The organism is Novosphingobium sp. TK71, assembly GCF_055361505.1.
Genome location: NZ_CM143962.1, coordinates 1432807 through 1454704, shown reverse-complemented (window position 1 = coordinate 1454704; position 21898 = coordinate 1432807). Strand labels below are relative to the sequence as shown.

General features: G+C 65.4%; 16 protein-coding genes. 5 read left to right on the top strand and 11 right to left on the bottom strand.

Annotated features, from left to right (window positions below):
- Positions 1-17 precede the first annotated feature (17 nt).
- Positions 18-2228 (bottom strand): acyl-CoA dehydrogenase family protein, encoded by a 2211-nt coding sequence (locus ACXJ16_RS06660; RefSeq protein WP_324694672.1) that lies wholly within the window; start codon positions 2226-2228, stop codon positions 18-20.
- A gap of 239 nt (positions 2229-2467) precedes the next feature.
- On the opposite strand from ACXJ16_RS06660, the gene ACXJ16_RS06655 reads away from it, so the two are divergent.
- On the top strand, positions 2468-3802 hold the full coding sequence (locus tag ACXJ16_RS06655; RefSeq protein WP_324694674.1) for an amidohydrolase family protein: 1335 nt from the start codon (positions 2468-2470) through the stop codon (positions 3800-3802).
- Between the two features lie 99 nt (positions 3803-3901).
- Here the strand turns inward: ACXJ16_RS06655 and ACXJ16_RS06650 are convergent, their stop codons facing one another.
- Entirely contained in the window at positions 3902-4705 is an 804-nt protein-coding gene (locus ACXJ16_RS06650; protein WP_054441468.1) for a helix-turn-helix domain-containing protein, read from the bottom strand.
- 495 nt (positions 4706-5200) lie between these two features.
- Between ACXJ16_RS06650 and ACXJ16_RS06645 the strand changes: the two genes are divergently transcribed.
- Positions 5201-5971, top strand: a complete 771-nt coding sequence (locus tag ACXJ16_RS06645) for an enoyl-CoA hydratase/isomerase family protein (RefSeq protein WP_324694677.1) — start codon at positions 5201-5203, stop codon at positions 5969-5971.
- On the opposite strand, the gene ACXJ16_RS06640 is transcribed toward ACXJ16_RS06645, so the two are convergent.
- Genes ACXJ16_RS06640 through ACXJ16_RS06620 form a run of 5 tightly spaced genes read right to left on the bottom strand, consistent with a single transcriptional unit; the run spans position 5894 to position 11634 of the window.
- Positions 5894-7324, bottom strand: coding sequence for an amidohydrolase family protein (locus tag ACXJ16_RS06640; RefSeq protein WP_324694679.1), 1431 nt, complete (start codon positions 7322-7324; stop codon positions 5894-5896). The two genes, ACXJ16_RS06645 and ACXJ16_RS06640, sit on opposite strands and share 78 nt — an antisense overlap.
- Positions 7318-8517 carry a CoA transferase gene (locus ACXJ16_RS06635; protein WP_324694681.1) on the bottom strand — a complete coding sequence of 400 codons (1200 nt, stop codon included), beginning with the start codon at positions 8515-8517 and terminating at the stop codon, positions 7318-7320. Before ACXJ16_RS06635 ends, ACXJ16_RS06640 begins: the two co-directional genes overlap by 7 nt.
- Positions 8507-10021: a class I adenylate-forming enzyme family protein gene (locus ACXJ16_RS06630; RefSeq protein ID WP_324694683.1), complete on the bottom strand. Its 1515-nt coding sequence runs from the start codon at positions 10019-10021 to the stop codon at positions 8507-8509. Before ACXJ16_RS06630 ends, ACXJ16_RS06635 begins: the two co-directional genes overlap by 11 nt.
- Before the next feature lie 44 nt (positions 10022-10065).
- Entirely contained in the window at positions 10066-10356 is a 291-nt protein-coding gene (locus ACXJ16_RS06625) for a hypothetical protein (RefSeq protein ID WP_054441477.1), read from the bottom strand.
- 48 nt (positions 10357-10404) lie between these two features.
- The gene (locus tag ACXJ16_RS06620; protein WP_443477808.1) at positions 10405-11634 is read right to left on the bottom strand and encodes a CaiB/BaiF CoA transferase family protein; all 1230 of its coding nucleotides are present in this window, start codon (positions 11632-11634) and stop codon (positions 10405-10407) included.
- A 356-nt stretch (positions 11635-11990) separates the two neighbouring features.
- On the opposite strand from ACXJ16_RS06620, the gene ACXJ16_RS06615 reads away from it, so the two are divergent.
- Positions 11991-12308 (top strand): hypothetical protein, encoded by a 318-nt coding sequence (locus ACXJ16_RS06615; protein ID WP_054441479.1) that lies wholly within the window; start codon positions 11991-11993, stop codon positions 12306-12308.
- Between the two features lie 113 nt (positions 12309-12421).
- Here the strand turns inward: ACXJ16_RS06615 and ACXJ16_RS06610 are convergent, their stop codons facing one another.
- Both ACXJ16_RS06610 and ACXJ16_RS06605 read right to left on the bottom strand, forming a co-directional pair.
- Entirely contained in the window at positions 12422-12910 is a 489-nt protein-coding gene (locus ACXJ16_RS06610) for a MarR family winged helix-turn-helix transcriptional regulator (RefSeq protein ID WP_054441481.1), read from the bottom strand.
- Between the two features lie 23 nt (positions 12911-12933).
- On the bottom strand, positions 12934-14187 hold the full coding sequence (locus ACXJ16_RS06605) for an acetyl-CoA C-acetyltransferase (RefSeq protein WP_185997573.1): 1254 nt from the start codon (positions 14185-14187) through the stop codon (positions 12934-12936).
- A gap of 242 nt (positions 14188-14429) precedes the next feature.
- Here ACXJ16_RS06605 and ACXJ16_RS06600 point away from each other — a divergent pair, with 242 nt between their 5' ends.
- Together ACXJ16_RS06600 and ACXJ16_RS06595 are read left to right on the top strand one after the other, a co-directional pair.
- Entirely contained in the window at positions 14430-16085 is a 1656-nt protein-coding gene (locus ACXJ16_RS06600; protein WP_132468738.1) for an MFS transporter, read from the top strand.
- An 88-nt stretch (positions 16086-16173) separates the two neighbouring features.
- The gene (locus ACXJ16_RS06595; RefSeq protein WP_185997571.1) at positions 16174-17244 is read left to right on the top strand and encodes an NAD(P)H-dependent amine dehydrogenase family protein; all 1071 of its coding nucleotides are present in this window, start codon (positions 16174-16176) and stop codon (positions 17242-17244) included.
- 39 nt (positions 17245-17283) lie between these two features.
- Here the strand turns inward: ACXJ16_RS06595 and ACXJ16_RS06590 are convergent, their stop codons facing one another.
- Both ACXJ16_RS06590 and ACXJ16_RS06585 read right to left on the bottom strand, forming a co-directional pair.
- Positions 17284-18702: an efflux transporter outer membrane subunit gene (locus ACXJ16_RS06590; RefSeq protein ID WP_324694695.1), complete on the bottom strand. Its 1419-nt coding sequence runs from the start codon at positions 18700-18702 to the stop codon at positions 17284-17286.
- Positions 18699-21896: an efflux RND transporter permease subunit gene (locus tag ACXJ16_RS06585; protein WP_324694698.1), complete on the bottom strand. Its 3198-nt coding sequence runs from the start codon at positions 21894-21896 to the stop codon at positions 18699-18701. Before ACXJ16_RS06585 ends, ACXJ16_RS06590 begins: the two co-directional genes overlap by 4 nt.
- Positions 21897-21898: the final 2 nt, after the last annotated feature.

Here is a 21898-nt window from a genome sequence, read left to right as displayed (position 1 = left end):
TCCTTCGGTTCCGCGCCTTAGTTACGCGAGCGCGGCAGGCCGAGGCCTTTTTCCGCGATCATGGAACGGTGCACCTGGCTGGTGCCGCCGTAAATGGTCGTCCCGTGCGCGTGGCGATAGGCGAGGTTGAGCGCATTGGCGGCCCCCTTGCGCTTGGACAGCGAATAGGGCGCCGTCAGGTCGAGCAGGTCGCGCGAGTCGGTGATGAACAGTTCGGACGAGAACATCTTCGCCATCGGGCCATAAGCGCCGTTGCCCTTGCCGTGCACCTGCGTCCAGTTCGCGCGGTAGGCGATCAGTTCCGAGGCCAGCACATTCGCGTAAGTGCGTGCCAGCCTGCTCTGCGCCTTGGCGGTCTCGATCAGCTTGCCGCCGCCGGCCACGGGAATTTCCTTGCAGAGTTCGACGGCGTTTTCGAGCATCGCCCGTTGCACTTTGGCGAAACCGCCGCCGTGTTCGAGTTCGAGGCTGGCCGCCATGGTCCGGCCGCCGGCATTGATGCCGCCCAGGCGCCAGGTGTCGGGAATGCGGACGTTGTCGTAGAAGGTGATGTTGGTGCGTTCGTCCATGAAGGTGTGGACACCCTGAACGGTGACACCCTCAGCCTTCAGCGGCACGATGAACATCGTCAGGCCCTTGTGCTTGGGCGCATCGGGATCGGTGCGGCAGAGCATCAGGACATAGTCGGTGAGGTTGGCGCCGCTGGTCCACATCTTGGTGCCGTCGATCCGCCAGGAACCGTCGTCAAGCTGGGTCGCCTTGCACTGCGCGGCGAACACGTCCGATCCGCAGCCGGGCTCCGAATAGCCGAGCGAGCAGATCGCCTCGCCGGCCATGACCTTGGACAGCACGTCGCGCTTCAGTTCGTCGGTGCCGAAGCGGTACATGATGAGCGCCACCATCTGCGCGACATTGGCGACCGGATTGTTCCAATGCTCTTCCTCGAAGGCATCGCGCGCGGCGGTAACCGCATAAGGGCTGAGGCCGCGCCCGCCGATATCCTTGGGCAGTTGCAGGTAGGCGAGGTTGGCCTCCACCAACTGCTTGTGGATGACGGGATTGTGGCCTTCCCATGAGAAGTGGAACTTCTCGCGCTGTTCATCGGTGACGTTCTTGGCGAAGAATTCGCGGATTTCCTGCTGGATTGCGCGGGCATCCTCGCCCAGGTCGAATTCGACCGGCACATCGCCCACGTCGGGCAGGCTGGCCGCTTCGCCGGCGTAGAGACGGCGCCCGGCTTCGGCCAGCCAGTCCTCGGGGTCGCCCGCAACGAGCGGCCAGGCCTTGGCGCGCAAGTTGTAGAGGTGGACGTCGTGTTCGGTGGTGAGGCCGATGCCGCCGAAGGTCTGTACGGCATGACGCACGGTGCGCCCGGCCGCGCCTGCCGCATACCATGCGGCCAGCGATATCTGCGCGCCGGCTGCGGCTTCGCCGTCGGCGATCGAGCGCATGGCCTTCCACGCCAGGAACTTGGCGGAATCGATCTCGCAGATGAGATCGGCCATCGGGTGAGACAGCGCCTGGAAGGTGCCGATGAACACGCCGAACGCCTTGCGTTCTCCCGCATATTCCGCAGCCATCGTCAGCGCGGCGCGGCTGAGGCCTGACAGTGCCAGCGCCATCAGCAGTTTCCATTCCTCAAGGCCGGCGGCGAAGAGCGCCAGGGCGTCCTTGCCGCTGCCCAGCACCGCTGCGGGCAGAGCCGAAAGGTCGAGTTCGGCGATCGCCGTGGAAGCGAGACTGGGTTCGGCGATCCGTGCTTCGTCGGGCACTGTGACGAGAACGACGTCGTCCCCCTTGCGGGCAATCACCGCGCCGGCAACGAGACCCCCCGCGACCCATTGCCTGGGGAACTGCGCGATGTCCTGCATGGCGATGGTCACGACCGTTTCGCCGCCGACTGCGCTTGCAAGCAAATCATCTTGGCCGCCCAGCAGGCCGAGCAGGCGGGTTGCCACCAGGGCTTCCGCGAGCGGGCCGGAGGCGAGCGTGCGACCGGCTTCTTCCATCAGCAGGCCGGCATCGAACAGGCCAAGGCCCATGCCGTCCGCTTCTTCGGGAACGCGCATGGCGAACGCGCCGAGTTCGGCGAGGCCGGCCCACATCGCGGCGTCGAAGCCGTGCGTTTCCTGTGCCTTGCGCACATGGGCGGCGCTGGAGTTCTCGTCGAGGAAGCGCGCGAAGGTTTCGCGCATCATGCCCTGTTCGTCGGTGAGGTCGAAGTTCATTTCAGGCTTTCCCCGGGGCTTTTCGTTTTTGGTGTTTCCCGGTCCTCATCATACCTCGCGGCTGCATTCAATCGGTGCGGCTATGCAATCGCACGCGCGATAGCTGGCGGCCTCATCCGGACGCGCTGCGATCACGCTGGCCGGTGGGAAGGGGGAAGCATACGCTCCATGCTCAAGGCGCCGTGAAGATGCGCCCGCCGGAACCGATCCGGTCCGGCAATCAGGACGGGAGTGCTGAAATGCAGATGAACGACATGGTGCTGATCAGCGTTGACGATCACATCAGCGAGCCGCCGGACATGTTTCGCAACCACCTGTCGGGTGCCGCGCTGGAAAGCGCTCCGAAGCTGGTCCAGGATGAGAATGGCAAGGATCTCTGGGTCTATCAGGGGCAGAAATTCCCGTCCGTGGGGCTCAATGCCGTGGTCGGCCGCCCGTTCGAGGAATACGGCATGGAGCCGACCTCGCTCGATCAGCTGCGCGCCGGTTGCTATGACGTGCATGAGCGCGTGAAGGACATGGACGTCAACGGCGTTGCCGCATCGCTCAATTTCGGCAGCGTGTTCGACTTTGCCGGCGGGCGCCTTCACCGGGTGGCGGACCGCGATCTCGCCAGGGTGCACATGAGTGCCTACAACGATTGGCATATCGACGAGTGGTGCGGCGCCTATCCGGGGCGTTTCATCCCCTGTGCGATCCTGCCGACCTGGGACATGGATGCGACCCTGACCGAAATGAAGCGGGTGTCCGACAAGGGCTGCCATACCGTCTCGATCAGCGAAAACCCGACCTGCCAGGGCTTGCCGAGCATCCACAATGCCTATTGGGATCCGTTCTACAAGGCGATCAACGATCTCGACATGACGATCTGCCTCCATATCGGCGGCGGAAATCCGGCACCGCATGCCTCGATGGAAACGCCGATCGAGGCGTGGATTTCCACCATGCCGATGTCGATCGCCTATGCCGCGTCCGACTGGCTCCAGCTTGAGGCGCTGCACGAATATCCGGACTTGCGAATTGCCCTTTCGGAGGGCTCGATCGGCTGGGTGCCCTACTTCACCGAACGCGCGGATTTCTCGAACTGGCGGCACAAGGCCTGGACCAATTCCCGGTTCCAGAAGATGAAGCCGAGCGAGATGTTCCGGCGTCACTTCCTGAACTGCTTTATCGACGATGCATTCGGTCTCCAGAACATCCGCTTCATCGGCGAGGACAATATCGCCTACGAATGCGATTATCCGCATTCCGATACGCTTTGGCCGGAAGTGCCGGAAAACCTGTGGCCCTCGATCAACCACCTGACCGAGACGCAGATCGACAAGATCACGCATGGAAACGCCATGCGCTGGTTCCGTTTCGATCCCTTCGAACACTTCACGCGTGAGGAACTGACCGTGGGCGCGCTGCGCGAAAGGGCGAAGGCGGCCGGTGTCGATACCCGTCCGAAGTCTTCCGCGGGCGAGCGTCCTGTCGATGCGGACGAGACCCGCCCCGTCACCTCGGGCGACATCATGAAGATGTTCATGCGCCACGAGGATACGGGCCGCAGTGCAAGGATGCAGAAGGCCTGAAGCCCGCAGGGCAGGCATTGCAATCGGCATGAGAAAAAGGCCCCGCAAGCGAACTTGCGGGGCCTTCGGTTCTGATGGTGCGACCCGATCAGGCGCGCATCATGCGGCGTGCGGAAGCTGTTCCGGTTCGGCGGCGACAGCGGGATCGGGCAGGCAGTGGCGCATGGCATCGCTCAGCGATTGCAGCAGGGCCTCCGGGTTCACCCTGTCGTCCTTGCCGTAGATCAGGCTGATGACCAGCGGGTGCCCTTCGGGTTGACGCGGGACCAGCCCGGAAAGGGCTTCCGCGCCGCTGCCGAAGCCGGCAACGCCGAACAGGTAGCGCGGATCGCGGCAGGCATCGATGCGGGCCATCATGTCGGAGAACTGGAACTTGGACTGTTCGTCCGCTTCGGCGTTGAGACGGCGCACCATGCCTTCGCAGCGCTGGCGGGTGATCGTCGAAAGCATGAGCATGCCGGCGGCGTTGCGTGCCAGCGGTTCCTTGAGGCCGCCCGCCAGTTCGCGGGTTGCGGCAAGTGCGCGCGGACCATGGCGCCAGTTGACGATCTGGGCGTCAAGGCCGACCATCGAGGTGAGGGCGACCGAGAGGCCGGTCTGTGCCACCAGTCGGTCCATCAGGCGAACGATGCGGCCGTCACGCACGAGTTCGGGCTGTCCCGAAGTGCCGATCAGCGCGGCGCGGGGCGTGAGGCTGTAAGCGCGCGAATAGGGGTCCTTGTGAAGAAGTCCCAGTTCGACAAGGCTAGAAAGCAATTCGGAAGTGCTCGATTGCGGGCGGTTGTAGCGCCGCACGATATCCATGACGGTAGCTTCGCGGTGGGCATCGTCGAAATATTCGAGCACTTCGATGACGCGGCGGGCGATCTTCGCCTTGTTCGATGACGTCGTCTTTCCAGGCATGAGGTCTCTCCTCCCTCAGGTGTGGTTGCTGTGAACTCACTTCTCTCCGCGAGTCGGTCTCTATAAAACTGAGCCTGACTCGTTTTTTGCTAAGCTTGGTTATCATCAAGCTGGTGATGCTTCAATAGGCTTCGCACACGCGATGGAGGATCACTCGCACGGGAAATGCGGGAACCTTGGAAATCTGCGCATTTTTGGACGAAACTCTGCGTTCAGGCGTAATTTTTGTGCGGCGGGCTGGCCATAGTCCGGCGCCGGGTCCATGCATGACCGAAGCCCAACGAGCCGTGGAAATGCTGAATTTCTCGCATGATGTCTCAAGATATATCCATTCCAATCAGTGACTTGTCTATGGTCGGGGATGTGCGGGACCGTCCGTTCGTCTTTGTCGATCTTGGCTCGGAAACGGATGATGTTTCAGGCGTGAGACTCCCGTCTGTGCCGGTGATTGGCATCGGTTCGCGGGATCATGCCCTGGCTGCGCGACTCGACACTTTGATTGAACCGCGTTTCGATGCCGGGGCGATCGTGCGATCAATCGCCGCGCAACCGCTTGCCGCCCGAATCGTCACGCAGTTGCTGCGCCTTGTGCCGCACTTGCCGGACGAGGATGCGCTGGCGGCCGAATCGCTCGCTTACGCGGCGCTGCAGGGAAGTGACGCGCATCGGCTGTGGATTTCCCGTAGACCTCGCGCCGAAGTCGTTCCTCGCGAAGGCGGGGTGCAACTGTCGCGCGATGACGATGTGCTGACGGTCACGCTGGATCGTGCCGAGGCCGGCAATGCCATCGACCGAACGATGCGGGATGCTCTTCACGAGGCATTTGCCCTCGCCAATGCCGATTCCACGATCGCGAAAGTGGTCCTGCGCGCCGTGGGCAAGGCGTTCAGTCTCGGCGCGGAACTTTCGGAATTCGGAACGACCACCGATCCCGCCATGGCTCACGCGATCCGCAGCATGACGCTGCCGGCGCGGGAGGCGGTGCATTGCAGAAATCGGATGGAAGTCCTTATCGACGGCGCCTGCGTGGGGGCCGGGCTGGAACTGGCCGCTTTCGCCGCACGCATCGTCGCCACGCGCCGTTCCTGGTTTCAGCTGCCGGAACTGGCGATGGGCATCCTGCCGGGAGCGGGCGGATGCGTTTCCCTGAGCCGCCGTATCGGGCGCCAGCGGACTTTGCTGATGGTGCTAAGCGGTCGCCGTCTCAGTGCGGGCGAAGCGCTCGACTGGGGGCTGGTCGACGCGCTGGTGGATGACCCGTCCTGAAGCCACGGTGATCCGCACATCATGGCTGTCCAGCCGCTCTCGCGCTTCATGCCAGGGGCGTGCGAGCAGGCAGAGATCGGCCGGTTCGCCAACGGCAATGCGGCGGCGGCGGGAAAGATCCAGCGGATCGGCCAGATAGAGCGCCAGTGCCTGCTCGGCGGTCAGCGCCTCGTCAGGGGTGAAGGGCGTCCCGGAACGGGTGAGGCGGCGCACGGCGGCCTTCATCGCGGCCCATGGATCGACGCTGCCGTAAGGTCCGTCGCTTCCTCCGGCGAGGACAATTCCCGCATCGCGCAGGCTGCGCAGGCGATAGAGGTCCGGGTGGTGCCGCGGCTCGACTTGCGCAAGATAACGATCGCCGCGCTCATGGACGAATTGCGGCTGAACGCAGGCATGAAGCCCGAGGTCCGCCATGCTTGCCGCGAGATCGGGAGAAACGATCGAGGCATGTTCCACACGGTCGCCGTCAAGACTGCCGCTCGCCTCCAGAAGTGCGAGCGTGAAGACGAGTTCCACTTCCGTCACGCAGTGAACGGCGACCGCTCGTCCCTGGGCATGGGCCTGCGAAATCCAGCGGCAGGTTTCGTCGAAATCGGGAAGCGCGGATTCGTGGAGATGAAGCTTGGCCGGTCCCAGCCGCCACCCTTCCTGCGCAGCGCCCGCCAGCGAGAGCGCTCCGGCAAGCACGGTGTTCTGCTTGAGTTTCCCGGCGGCGACCTCTTGGCCGAAATGCCGCGCCATCCCGGGATCGTTGCCGGGAGACATGTCGGTGAGCCCGGTCACGCCGAATGCCGCAAGCCGGGCGCTGACGGCCGCGAAATCGGGCGGGGTGCTTCCCAGCGTATCCTGTAGCCAGCGGTCCTCATCGAACAGCCGGCCGGTAAAGCGGCCATGCTCTCGCTCAAGCCCCGGAGGCGGAGCGGCGCGGTCCAGCAGTTCGGCAAGCGCGGCGCTGTTGAGGAACCACATCCGTCCGGTGCGATGTTGCAGCCGGACGGGACGGTCAGGGACCATCCGGTCAAGCATCCGCGCATCCGGAAGGGTGCCGCCGACTATGCTCTCGCAAAAATTGATACCGCGCAGCCAGCCTTTTCCGGGCTGCGAAAGTGCGGCGGAAAGCCCCCCGATATCCGTGATTTCGGGCGGGCCGCAAGGCACCGATGCATCCCGCACCGCCAATGCCGCAAGGTGGATGTGGTGATCGTGGAGGCCCGGCAGCAGTGCGCCGCCATGAGCCTTGATGACAGGTTCGCCGGCGCGCGGCTCCAGCGTTCCGATGGCGGTGACGAGGTGGCCGTCGATCCGCAGGTCGGCGCGGCCTTCGCCTTGGATTTCGGCATCGCGGATCAGCATTGCACCGTCTCGCGCAGGATCCTTGCGGTATCGGCACCGAGGGAATGGACCGGGGCGGTCAAAGGCCTTCGCGGGCATGCCGGAAACGGGCGTCCGATACCGGTTCCCCAGCCGTGGAGTTCGGATTCGAGCATCGCGGGATCGTGCGCCCGTTCTTCCGCAAGGGCCATGGCGACGATCGCGCTCATCGACAGGCCGATGCGACGCGCCTGTCCTTCCTCCAGTGCGCGCATGGCTTCACGCGCGGCAGTCACCCCGGTGAGGGGATCGGCAATGGCATCGCCGACATACCCGATTTCCCCGGTGACTTCGGCCATGGCGCGCGCGAGGCCGCCGGCCACCCCGCAGTCGTTGCCGATGCCGACCCAGTTCGCAGGCTCCCCCCGCGCTCCGTGGCCGGTGACGGAGAGCCAGACCAGCCCCGGCACTTCGCGCACGAGCGCATTCGCATCGATACCGAGTTGCAGGAGCGCGCGCGGCCGGGCGCTTTCGATCACGATATCGGCGCGGCGGATCAGGTCGATCAGCCGGGCCTTTTCGGCGCTGCAGCCAAAATCGACGAGTACGCTTGCCTTGCCCTGGTTGATGAGATCGAAGGTGGCCGGATCGTCACGCCGGATGAGGTCGGGGCGGGTGCGGCTTTCGACTTTCACCACTTCCATCCCTGCCTGCCAGAGCAGATGTCCGGCGAGCGGCCCGGCCCAGATGGCGGAGAGATCGACCACCAGCGGACGATGCCCGGCAGCGCGGCTGCGGTGCGGCCCGAGTTCGAGAACCTCGATCGGGGCGGAGGCAGGAACCTCGTCCGCGCTGGCGACCGGCAGGCCCAGTAACCGGCCTCGTTCGACAAGATCTGCGCAATCATGCCGCGCCACGTTTGCGGCGATCGCATCGCTGTCCTCTACTGCCAGGTCGGCATTGCCGAACAGCGCGGGCAGCAGTTCACGGTCGATTTCGCGGATCAGGGTGAGCGCGAACCAGCCACCGTCGCGCGTGGGCAGCAGGCGGCTGCCGCCCAGACCCGCCGATACCTTGCCGGAAATGCGATAGCCGCCGTTGGCGCCCCGTTCGCCAAGCAGCGTAGCGCCGCCGAGACGGGGCAGGCCATGATCGCGGGCAAGCGCCGCCAATTGCCGGTCGGCCCATCGCGCCAGTGGGATCGCGGGGCCTTCGGCTTCGGCGTCAGTCGGCAAGGACTTCCTTCACCTTGCGGCGCAGGAGTTTGCCCATCTCGTTATAGGGCAGCTCGGCGACGAACACGATCTTCTCCGGCACGCGCGAGGATCGCAGGCGGGCCCGGACGAGGTCCTTGATTTCCGCTTCGGCCGGCGCCGTATGACCATCGCGGGTGACGATGGCGACGCCCACAGTCTCGCCCCATTCGATCGAGGGGATCGCGCAGGCGCAGGCATCCGCAACGGCGGGATGCGTCAGCAGCACGTCCTCGATTTCGCCGGGCGACATGTTCTCGCCGCCGCGCACGATCACGTCGTCCGCGCGGCCGGAGAGGAACAGGTAGCCGTCCTCGTCCATGTAGCCGGCGTCGCGGGTGGGGAACCAGCCCTGCGCATCGAGCGCACTCTTTTCCTTGTACTCGCCCGAAACCTGTTCGCCGCGCACGTAGATCTCGCCCGGTTCGCCGGCGGGAAGAACTTCGCCGCTTTCACCCCGGATCTCGATCTCCACCGTCGGGATAGGCTTGCCGAGCGAGGTCAGCCGGGCGCGAACTTTCGGATCCTGCGAAGCCAGCGCTTCCCGATGGTCTTCCGGGCCGAGCAGGGCGACGGTCGAACTGGTCTCGGTAAGGCCATAGGCATTGGTGAAGCCCGCCGTGGGGAACAGGTCCAGAGCCTTGCGGATGACTTCGATGGGCATCTTGCCACCGCCATAGGCGACTGCGCGCAGGCTGGATACGTCGGATTTTTCCGCGCGCTCCATGGCCTCGATGATGCGCGAGAGCATGGTCGGCACGACGAAGGCATTGGAGACGCGTTCGCCGGCGACCAGTTCCAGCCAGCCTTCGGGCGAGAAGGCGGGGAGCATGACGATCGTGCGCAGCGCATAGATCGACGAGAGCAGGGCGGAGATGCCCGCGATATGGTAAGGCGGCACCACGACCAGTGCGGCATCCGCTTCGTCCGCGGAGCCGAACTCGATGGTCCCCAGGATGTAGCCCAGCAGGTTGGAGTGGCGCAGGATCGCCGCCTTGGGCGCCGCCGTCGTACCGCTGGTGAAGAGCTGGATCGCCACGCCGCTTCCCGCTTCGTCGGCGCCGGGATCGTATTCGCGTGCATCGTCGGCAGGAACGGTTTCCTGCGCCTTGAGCGCGAACTCTTCGCGTGACAGCACGATGTGCTGCTGGTCGCCGCCGATGCGGGTGATGCGCTCTTCATCGCCGATGACGAGCGCGGGGGAGATGCGGCCGAGCAGGGCGGCGAGGTCGGCGTCGGGCAGGCGGTAGTTGAGGGGGCAATAGGGCACGCCCGCGAGGGCTGCGCCGAACACCGCGATCACCGCCGCTTCGCTGCTTTCGTCGAGCAGGGCGACGTATTCGGCCTCGCTTTGCCGGATCAGTTCGAAGGCGCCCCTGGCCGCGGCGAGCAGGTCGCCATAAGTCCAGCGCTTGCCCTCGCAGACGAGGCCGACGCGGTCGGGCGCGGCTTCTGCCGCCATTTCGAGAAGGAGAGCGATGTTCATCTGGTCGTTCGTGCCTTGAAGCGCTTGCGGGAGGCTGGCCGGGGTCAGTCGGAGGCCGGCAGCGGCTTGGCGTCCTTGACGACCAGGGCCACGCCATCGACCGAGAGCGATCCCTTGCCGGGCTTCACGCAGAGCAGTTCGTACTTGCCGTCACTGTCGACGTAGCGCTTGCCCATCAGGGTGCCGGCGGAGAAATCGGCGGCGAGCGGGGCGGGTTCGGCAGGCTTTGCCTCGCCCATCGGGGCGCCGCCGCATTCGATCGTACCGTCGGCGCAGCGGATCACCATGACCTCGGTGTCGCAGGCGGCGCTTTTCAGACGGGTTCCAGGCTTCATTGTCGCAGTTCCTTGTCTTTGTATGCTTGGAGGCGGGGCGAGGGGCGATCAGGCGATCGCGCCTCTGGCCTTGAGCTCCTCGATCTTGTCCCACTCCACGCCCATTTCCATGAGCACGATTTCGGTATGTTCGGAGGCCTGCGGAGAACGCGTCGTCTCCAGCGCCTCGCCGTTCCACTGCACCGGGCCGCGCACCAGCTTGAGCGGCTCGCCGCCGTCAGCAGCCTCGACTTCGACCAGCAGGTCATTGGCGAGCGCCTGTTCGTCGCCTGCGAGTTCGAGCAGGTTGAGGATCGGCGCCCACTGGCCCTTCAGCGTCTTGAGATGTTCACGCCAGTAGGCGAAGGGCTTGCTGGCGAAAGCTTCGATGAGGATCTCGCTGGCGGCCTTCGAATTCTCGATCAGGCTGAGCACATCCTGGAAGCGGGGGTCATCTGCCGCTTCGGGGCGGCCGATGTGTTCGAAGGTATCGCGGATCAGGCCGGTCGGGCTGACCATGCACAAGTTGATCGTGCGTCCGTCGGAGGTCCAGAAGTTGCCCATGAAGGGATTCTTGGCGCTGCCGCCGGAGCTGGGCATCGAGTTCCTGGTGATGACGCCGGTTTCGACGGCCTGCGCGATGTTGGCGCCCGAGGCCCATGCCGCGGTGCTCATCAGAGAGACGTCCAGTTCCGCAGCTTCGCCCGTCTTCTCCCGGTGGAACAGGGCGGCGGAAATGCCGCCGGCAATGAACATGCCGCCGATGGAATCGCCGAAGGCAGGCATGCCTTGCGAAAGCGGGCCGGGCAATTCGGGCGGCGTCATGCAGTCGGCAATGCCGCTGCGCGACCAGAAGGCCGTGCCGTCAAAACCGCCCTTTTCGCGTTCGGGGCCCTTGTCGCCCCAGGCGCTGCCGCGCGCGTAGATGATCTTCGGGTTGGCCGCGCGGATGTGCTCGATGTCGAAGCGGTTCTTCTGGCGCACTTGCGGCAGGTAGTTGGTGAGGAACACGTCGCACTGTTTGGCGAGTTCGTAGAGCAGTTCCTGACCTTCCGTGGTGGAAAGGTCGATGCCGACGCTGCGCTTGCCGCGATTGGGGTGTTCGAACAGCGTGTGGCGAAGGGGATCGAGCTGCACGCCGCCCATGTTGAGAAAACCGCGCTGGGTGTCGCCGCGCACCGGATGTTCGATCTTGATGACGTCCGCGCCCCAGTCGGCGAGGATCGCGCCGGCAGCCGGCGTGAAGGTGAACTGCGCTACTTCGAGGACGCGAACCCCCTGCATGACCTTTGTCGACATCTGCTGCCTGTCCCCGTTTTTCTCTTGTGATCTGATCTGTATTTTCGGTCTCGTAAGGCAGGAAACCGCGCCCCGCCGAGGCTGGTTCCGATTTGAGCGCAAAGCCGGAGACTGGCAACCCGCGCGCCATCGTGCCCACGATCATGCCGCGCGCCGCCGCCTCGGTACGCCGGTGCGATGACCTCATGCTGCACTGCGAAGCATGCCTGCACCCCGCATTCCGCGCCGGAGCGATGGTTGCGAAAAATCCTCTGCCGCATGCGCAAAACGCAATTGACTCTTTGTACAGCAACTCCTAACCTAGGTTAGTAAGTTGAGAGGACCTCAACAGAACGACAGAATTCCGGAGATACCTCATGAAGAAGTTCGTTGCCCTTGCCGCTGCTGCCTCGGTTGCCTCTTTCGCCATCGTTCCGGCTGCTTTCGCGGAGACCACCCAGTCGGTCCGCGCCGTCACCGAGGAAGCTGCCGCTCCGGTCGACCTGACCGCCGGCAAGATGCTCTATGCCGCCAACGGCTATCGCCTGGCCCCGATCTACCGCGTTGCTGCCGACGGCAATCCGCAGGTGATCCTCAACGGCCGCCTCGTGACCGTTCCGGCTTCGAGCCTCGCCAACGTTGACGGCAAGCTCACGACCTCGCTCTCCAAGAAGGACATTGCTTCGGCGAAGTAAGCTTCGCGAAGCAGGCCTTTCGGGCCTTCAAACAGAAAAAGGGCGGCACCCCGGTGCCGCCCTTTTTCGTATCGTATCCGGGATGAGAGAAAGGGGCGGAAGCGCCCCTGTTTTCATCCCCGGCTGACGTTGTCGTAGATGCGGTTCATATAGTCGCGCAGTTGCTCCACCTCGGCGTCGGAAAATCCGTGGAACATGCGTTCCTCGCTTTCGTTCGCGATCTCGCCGAGCTGGTCGAGCAAGGGGCGGGCTTCATCGGTGAGGTACACCGCGCGCGCGCGGCGGTCGTCCACGCGGTCCCGGCGTTCCAGCAGTCCTTCGGCGCAGAGCCGGTCGATCAGGCGCCCGGCCGAGGCTTCCGACATCTCCAGGTATTCCGCGATGGTCCGCTGGGTGGAGCCGGGATAGCGCGAAACCACCGCGATCATCGCCCATTGCGAGCGGGTGACGTTCAGCGTCGTCACCTTGCGATCGAAATTGTTGCGCTGGAGGCGGGAGATCACCGTCATGCGCAGCCCCACCTGCCGCCGCGTGCTGATGTCGCGGTCGTTCAGGGCCTCGCCCAGTTTGCCGGTCAACTTTTCTTCCGCCTCGGTTGCCACTCAATGCTCCTTGCCTGACGCTTTCAGACGCGTTCGATGATGATGGCCGGCGCCATGCCGCCGGCCGCACACATGGTGATGAGGCCGTAGCGCCCACCGGTGCGTTCGAGCTCGTCGAGCGCGGTGCCGATGAGGATTGCGCCGGTTCCCGCGATGGGATGGCCGAGCGCGATCGAGCCGCCGTTCGGATTGACCTTCGCACGGTCAAGGTCAAGGTCGCGGATCAGTTTCTCGACGACGACGGCGAAAGCCTCGTTCACTTCCCATACGTCGATCTGGTCCTTGGTGAGACCTGCCTTGGCGAGAACCTTTTTCGCAGCCGGTACCGGGCCGTTGAGCATCAGGGTCGGACAATCGCCGATTTCCGCCATGGCGACGATGCGGGCACGCGGCTTCAGGCCATGCTTTTGCGCATAGTCCTTCGAGGCGAGAAGGATCGCCGAAGCACCGTCGACAACGCCGGAGGAGATGCCGACGTGGTGGATCGGCTTGACCTCGAGGTCGGGATAGACCTGATTTATCAGTTCGACATAGGTCTTGCCGCCGGGTGCCGAGGGCATGTTGTAGAACATCTCGAAGGCGGGCTTGAGCTGGGCAAGGCCTTCGGCCGTCGTGTCGGGGCGGGGGTATTCCTCATGGTCGAGGATGATGTTGCCCTCATCGTCCTTCACGACGATCGTGGACTTGTCGAAACGGCCTTCCGCGATCGCGGCGGCGGCGCGGCGCTGGCTTTCGACGCCGAAGGCTTCGAGTTCCGCGCGGCTGATGCCTTCCATGGCGGCGATCGCATCGGCCGCGATGCCCTGGTTGGTCTGCGGGTGCTTGGCCTGGAGACGGGGATTGCCGGCGCCCATGCCTGCGCTGCCGACGCCGGCTTCGCGCATCTTCATGCCGTGTGCGTTGGCGTAGGACAGCATGTCCATCCCGCCTGCCACCATCAGGTCGGACATGCCGGACATGATCATCGCCGAGGCGAGGTTGGTGGCGGTGATGCTGGAACCGCAGAAGCGGTTGAGCGTGACGCCGCCAGCCCGGAAATCGTATCCGGCGTCGAGCGCGGCCATGCGGCCGATGTCGCCGCCCTGAAGGCCGATCGCTGCCGACACGCCCCAGATCACGTCGTCGACATCGGCGGTATCGAACCCGTTGCGGTCCTTGAGCGCGGCGAGGACCGTGGCGGAAAGATGCTCGGGATGCATCTGCGAAAGGGCGCCCTTGCCCATCTTGCCGATGCCTCGGGGCGTACGCACGGCGTCGATGATATAGGCTTCGGTCACGGTCTCGTCTCCTCGAATTCCCGGTCTCGGCGCGCGCGGCGCCTTTTGCCGGCGGTCATGCTGGTGCCTTCGGGGAATTGCAATTGGAGGTCCGTTTCCTATCGCCTTGGCGATTGCTTTCACGTGAAAGTATATCGCGGCGGCGGGGCCGGGGTCAATCCGCAGGTCTATTGCGCGCGCCTGCTTGACGATCGCCGCAGCCGCGACAAGATCGCAGCAGATGGCAATATGAAAGGGAGGGCATGGAGGGCGACGAGAATTCCGGCGGGGCATTCGCACCCTTGCGCGAACCGACGTTCCGGCGGATCTGGACCGCCAGCCTGTTCTCGAATTTCGGGCAGCTGTTCCTCGGCGTCGGCGCGGCGTGGGAGATGACGCGGCTCAGCAATTCGCCGAGCATGGTGGCGCTGGTGCAGTCGGCGATGATGCTGCCGCTGGTGCTGGTGACGCTTCCGGCCGGTGCCATCGCCGACATGTTCGACCGTCGCCGCATTGCCATGACCGGCCTGACCTTCAGTGCCCTCTGCGCCGCGGTGCTGGCGGTGATCGCCTTCCTCGGCCTTGTCACGCCGTGGCTGCTGCTGGCGTTCTGTGCGCTGATAGGCGGAGGAGTGGCGCTCTATTCCCCGTCCTGGCAGGCATCGATCCCCGAACAGGTCTCTCGCCAGCATCTCCCGGCGGCGGTGGCGCTGGGCACGATCAGCTATAACGTCGCGCGCAGTTTCGGACCGGCTCTCGGCGGGCTGATCGTCGTGCTCTACGGGGCGAAGGCCGTGTTCGGCATGACCTCGCTGCTCTACCTGCCGCTGCTCGTCGCCTTCTTCCTGTGGCGGCGAAAGCACGTTCCTTCGCGCCTGCCGCCAGAGCGGATGGACAGGGCCATCGTCGGCGGCGCGCGCTATGCGCTTCATGCCCCCGCGATCCGCACGGCGCTGGTGCGCGTGCTGGTGTTCGGTCTCAGCACCGCGACCGCTTCGGCGCTGGCCCCGCTGATCGCGCGTGACCTGCTGCGCGGCGACGCTTCCACGTTCGGCATCCTGCTCGGCGCGCAAGGCGTTGGGGCGGTGGCGGGCGCGCTGTTCGTCAGCAAGATCCGGGAGACGATCTCCACCGAACTGGCGGTGCGGATATTTGCGGTCGGCACGGGCCTTGCGCTTGTCACCATCGGGTTCAGCAACGAGATCGTGCTGACCTGCGGGGCGTTCCTGATCGTGGGGGCGTGCAACATCCTGACCATCGCCATGCTCAACGTGACCGTGCAGCTTTCCGCACCGCGCTGGGTGACCGCGCGGGCACTTTCGTTGTTTTCCTCCGCGATCACCGCCGGGATCGGGCTTGGCGCCTGGGCCTGGGGGATGGTGGCGGCCGCGCATGACGTGGCCTTCGCCCTGATCGCCTCGGGGATCGCGGTGGGCGCCACGGCGCTGCTGGGCCTGATCCTGCCGATCGGCAGGGACCAGGAAGCGGACATCTCGGAAGTGCCGCTTGGCCACGAGCCCGCCGTGGGCATGGCGCTGACCATGCGTTCCGGGCCGGTCGTGATCGAGGTAGAGTACGACGTCGATCCGGAGCGCGCGCGCGATTTCTACGCGGTCATGATGAAGATGCAGTCGATGCGCAAACGCAACGGCGGGTTCGACTGGTCGCTGGCGCGCGACATCGCGAATCCGGCGCTCTGGACCGAACGCTATCACTGCCCGACCTGGGGCGATTACCTGCGACTGCGCGACCGCTTCACCCAGGCCGATTCCGAAATCCAGGCCGAAGCGGATTCCTACCATCGCGCCCACGATGCCAGCCGTGTCCGCAGACGTCTTGAAAGGCCGTTCGGATCCGTGCGCTGGAAGGCGGATTCGCTGGACCCCCGGCAGGATACGGTGAGCTGGATGGCGCCCTGAACGGGGGGCATGCCTTGTTCCCATCCGGGGATTGCGGAGCGGACGGGGCGCTGGCCTGCTCGCGGGACAAGATAACGGGAGAAGATCGATGGCGCAGGTCGGGGCCGGACAGGCCGGGGTGGAGCACGACAAGACCTGGCGGGTGATCCAGTGGGCGACGGGCAACGTGGGCAGCCGCGCGATGCGAACCGTGATCGAACATCCGCGCATGGAACTCGTCGGCCTCTGGGTCAGCTCTCCCGGCAAAGTTGGCAAGGATGCGGGCGAACTGTGCGGATTGCCGCCGACCGGCATCAGGGCGACGCATTCGCGCGACGAACTCGTGGCGCTGGATGCGGACTGCGTGCTCTACATGCAGCAGGGCACGGACTGGGACGATATCTGTGCGTTGCTGGCTTCGGGAAAGAACGTCGTCACCACGCGCGGAGACTTCCACAATCCCGCCCGGATGGATCCGGAACTGCGGGCGCGGGTTGAAGCGGCCTGCGAGGCGGGCAATGCCTCGATCTACAGCACCGGCTCCAGCCCCGGCTTCGTGACGGAGGCACTGGCCATTCCGCTGATGTCGCTCCAGCGTTCGCACGGGCTTCTCACGATCGACGAATATGCCGACGTGTCGAGCCGCAATTCGCCGGAAATGCTGTTCCAGGTCATGGGTTTCGCCGCCCCGATGGCCCCCTTCGACCAGCGGCGGGCCGAGCACCTCAAGGGCGATTTCGGCAGCTCCCTCTCGCAGATCGCCGATGCTGTGGGGCTGGAAGTCGACGAGATCGAGGCGGTCGGCGAACTCTCGCCCACGCGGCAGGACCTGACGATCGCGGCCGGGACCGTACCGGCGGGCACGGTGGGCGCCATGCGCACGACCATCACCTGCAAGAGCGGGGGGCGTCCGGTCATGCGGTTCCGGGCCAACTGGTACGTGACCACCGATATCGACGATGCTTGGGACTTGCGGGAATCCGGCTGGAGGATCACGACCGAGGGCGACACGCCGGTCAAGGTCGACATCACCTTCCCGGTCTCCGAGGAGGACTATGCGGCCTATACGCCGGGGCTGACCGCACACCGGCCGGTGAACGCCATCCCGGCGGTTTGCGCGGCCCCTGCGGGGATACGGACAACCGCGGACCTGCCGCAGATATTGCCGATCTACAGCTAGACGGAATCGACGGGCAGGGCGAACCCCTGCCTGCCGTTCCTATCGGTCCTGAGCCGGGGTGGCCTGATCCCCGCCGAGCACGCGGTAGAGCGTGATCCGGTTGCTTGCGAACGCCAGTCGCACCGCGATTTCCTGCTGCCGTGCGGTATAGAGGCTGCGCTGCGCATCGAGGTTGTCGAGCGAACTGGCGATGCCCTGCCTGTAGGTGGCCTCGGTCAGTCGCGCGGTATCGGCGGCGGCTTCGGTGTAGCTGGAGGCTGCGCGTACACGCTCGGCCAGCGTGCCTTGATCGGCCAGCGCATCGGCCACTTCGCTGAACGCCGTCTGGATGGCCTTTTCGTAAGTTGCCAGTGCCGCGTCGCGCTGCGCCTTGGCGACTTCGACGTTGGCGGTCCGGCCGCCGGCGTTGAAGATCGACCAGGTGGCGGATGCCGTGCCGGTGGCGGCGAAGGCACCCTTGTCGAACAGCGATGACAGGGCGTCGCTGGCGAAGCCGAGCAGGCCGGTCAGCGAGATCGAGGGGAACAGCTCGGCACGGGCCACGCCGATATCGGCATTGGCGGCGCGCAGCGAGTATTCGGCTTCCACCACGTCGGGGCGGCGCAGGAGAACTTGCGAACTGGTGCCGGCGGGGAGGACCGCCAGCGACTGGTTCACTTCGCCGATGTTGCCGGGAAGCAGGCTCTCGTCGAAATCGGCGCCGACGAGCAGGCGGATCGCGTTCACGTCCTGCGCGAGGGCGGTCGTCTGCGAGGCGACATCGCCGCGCGCGGTTTCGAGCACCTGTTCCGCCTGCCGCAGGTCCGTGCGCGGGGCGACGCCGCCCTTGAGGCGGGCACCGGTGAGCGCGACGCCGCGTTCGGCATTGGCCGCGGTGGCCTGCGCGATCTGGAGCAGGTCACGGTCGGCGGCATAGTTGGCCCAGGCCTGTGCGAGGTCGGCAACAAGGCCAAGGCGGACGGTGCGGGCCGCGGCTTCGGTGGACAGGGCCGTGTCGCGCTGGGCCTGCGTGGCATTGGCGAGCTTGCCGAACAGGTCCAGCTCGAAGCTAGAAATGCCGCCTTGCAGGGAATAGTTCGAACCGTCGCCCGAGGAACCGCCGCCTGCCTCGGTGCGGGCTGCGGAACCTGACAGCCCGATCGCCGGGAACTGGTTGGCGCGGGTGACGCGAACCTGAGCACGGGCGGCGGCAACGTTCGCGGCGGCGACGCGCAAGTCGCGGTTGTTGATCAGCGCCTGTTCGACGAGCGACTGCAGGCGGCGGTCGCGGAAGATTTCCGAATAGGAAACCAGCGGCAGCGCGGCCTCGCTCTGCGAGAGATAGGCATCGCCCACAGGCCACGAAACCGGGACCGGCGGGGTTGGCGCCACGTATTTCGGCGCCATCGAACAGGCGCCGAGGGCCATGGCGGGCAGGGCGCAAGCCGCCAGCTTCAGGGCGCGAAGTCGGCGGTTCATGCAGTGTCTCCCTTGCGTTCGCGGCGCTGCTGGAGGTGCTGGCGGACGGCGGCAATGCCGTCGCGCACGCCGCGGCGCACGAGGACGAAGAACAGCGGGATGAAGAAGATGGCAAGCAGCGTGGCGGTCAGCATCCCGCCGACCACGGCGGTGCCGATGGCGATGCGGCTGTTGGCGCCGGCACCGCTTGCGACGGCCAGCGGAACCACGCCGAAGATGAACGCGAAGCTCGTCATCAGGATCGGACGCAGGCGGATGCGCGCGGCTTCGAGCGCGGCTTCGATCACGCGCTTGCCCTGACGTTCGGCCTGTTCGGCGAATTCGATCATCAGGATGGCGTTCTTCGCGGCGAGGCCCATCGTCGTCAGCAGGCCGATCTGGAGATAGACGTCGTTCTCGAGCCCGCGCAGCGTCACCGCGAGGATCGCGCCCAGCAGGCCGAGCGGAATGACGAGGATGACCGCGATCGGGATCGACCAGCTTTCGTAAAGCGCGGCAAGGCACAGGAACACCACCAGCAGCGAAAGCGCGTAGAGCAGCGGTGCCTGGCCCGAGGACAGCCGCTCCTGATAGGAGGAACCGGCCCAGGCCACGGCGGTGCCGGGCACCTGGCTGGCGAGTTCCTCCATCACGTCCATCGCGGTGCCGGAACTCACGCCTGCCGAGGGGCTGCCCGAGAATTCATAGGCCTGGAGACCGTTGAAGCGCGAGGACGTGCTGGGCGCGGTGGACCAGCTGATCGTCGAGAAAGCTGAGAAGGGTACCATCTGGCCGCTCGTGCCGCGCACGAACCAGTTGGAAAGGTCTTCCGGGCGCGAGCGGAACTGGGCGTCGCCCTGAACGTAGACGCGCTTCACGCGGCCCTTGTCGATGAAGTCGTTGACGTAAGTGCCGCCCCACGCCGTCTGCAGCGTGGAGTTGGCATTGGCGGCGGTGAGGCCGTAAGTCGTGAGCGCGCGGGTGTTGGAGTTGATCTTCAGCGTTGCAACGTCGGGAAGATCGCTCAGGCGCACGTTCGTCAGGCGATCGTCCGCGGTCGCCTTGGCGAGAAGTTCGTCACGCGCCTTCTGGAATTCGGTGCGGCTCATGCCGCTGCGGTTCTGGAATTCCATGGTGAAGCCGGAGGACGACCCCAGCCCGCGGATCGCGCCCGGAACCAGCGTGAAGACCTGCGCGTCGCGCAAGTTGCGGAATGCGCCGTTGGCCCGCTGGACGATGGCATCGGCCGTGTTCTTGGAACCGGGCCGCTCCTCCCAGTCGACCAGCGTGACGAAGGCCTGGCCGGTGTTCTGCCCCGCCGCACCCTGTCCGCCTCCCGAGAGCGTGAACATGCTGGCGACATTGGCCTTCTCATAAGTCTTGAAATAGTTCTCGACCTGTCGCTGGACTTCTTCCGTGCGCGTGCGCGGCGAGCCGGCGGGAAGGCGCCACTGGACCATGATCGTGCCCTGGTCCTCGTTAGGCAGGAAGCCGGTGGGCAGGCGCTGGAACAGCATGAAAGTGGCGACGCAGGCGATCAGGAACAGGGCAAGCCAGCGCCACTTGTGCTCGACGACGCGCTCCACCCGGTGCGCATAGGCATTGGTCATGCGCTCGAAGCCGCGGTCGAAGCCGGTGTGGAAGCGTTCCCACAGCCTTGCCAGCCAGGGCAGGTTACGCTCGATCCAGTTGGGGCCGGCTTCCTCGTGCGACTTCGCCTTGAGCAGCGTGGCGGTCAGAGCCGGGCTCAGGATCAGCGCAACGAGCACGGAAAGCACCATGGCGACCACGATCGTCAGCGAGAACTGGCGGTAGATCACGCCGGTCGATCCGCCGAAGAACGCCATGGGCAGGAATACCGCCGACAGCACGAGGGCGATGGCGACCAGTGCGACCTGGATTTCCTCCATCGACTTGATGGTTGCCTCGCGCGGCGACATCCCCGGATTTTCCTCGAGCAGTCGCTCGACGTTCTCGACGACGACAATTGCGTCATCGACCAGAAGCCCGATCGCGAGCACGAGCCCGAACAGGGTCAGCGTGTTGATCGAGAATCCCGCGACATAGAACACCGCGAAGGTGCCGAGGAGGACGACCGGAACCGCGATCGCGGGGATCAGCGTGGCGCGCCAGCTCTGCAGGAACACGAACATCACGATGACGACGAGCACGATCGCTTCGAACAGCGCCTTCTCGACTTCGGCGACCGAGAGCTTGATGAACGAGGTGGAATCGTTGCCGTAAGTATAGCCGAGGCCGTCCGGCATGCCCTGCGCCAGCTCGCTCATGGCCGCCTTCACCAGTTCGGCGGTCGCCAGCGCGTCGGCGCCGGGCGAAAGCGAGATCGAGATGCCGGCGCCGGGGTGGCCGTTGATCCGGCTGATCGAGCTGTAGTTCTCGGCGCCGATTTCCACGCGGGCGACATCGCCGATGGTTACCGCCGAACCGTCGCTATTGGTCTTGAGCACGATGTTGCGGAACTGCTCGGCCGTCTGCAGGCGCGAACCGGCGGTGACGATGGCGTCGATTGCCTGATCCTGCGGCGCGGGCAGGCCGCCGATCTCGCCGGCGGCGACTTCGGTGTTCTGCGCGGTGATCGCCGAAGTCACGTCGCTGGGCATGAGCCCGACGGCGGCGAGCTTGGTGGGATCGAGCCAGATGCGCATCGCGTGCGGCGCGCCGAACACGTTGACGTCGCCCACGCCTTCGATGCGCGAGAGCGGGTCCTGGATGTTCGAGGTGAGGTAGTCAGAAACGTCCTGGTTCGAACGGCCGTCGGTCTCGTCATAGACGGCAACGAGCAGGAGCTGGTCGGGGTTGGACTTGGTGACCGTGACGCCCTGGCTCTGCACCGCCTGCGGGAGGCGGGACAGCGCGGACTGCACCTTGTTCTGCACCTGGACCTGCGCAATGTCCGGGTCGGTGCCCTTGGCGAAGACGGCGCTGATCGTCGCCTGACCGCGGTTGGAGGATTGCGAACTGAAGTAGAGCAGGCCGTCGATCCCGGTCAGTTGCTGCTCGATGATCTGGGTTACGCTGTTCTCGATCGTCTCGGCCGAGGCGCCGTTGTAGGTGGCGCGGATATTGACCTGCGTGGGCGCGATGTCCGGGTACTGCTCGTTCGGCAGGAAGGCCAGCGCGCCAAGACCCGCCAGCATGACGATGATGGCGAGAACCCAGGCGAAGATCGGCCGGTCGATGAAAATGCGTGACATGG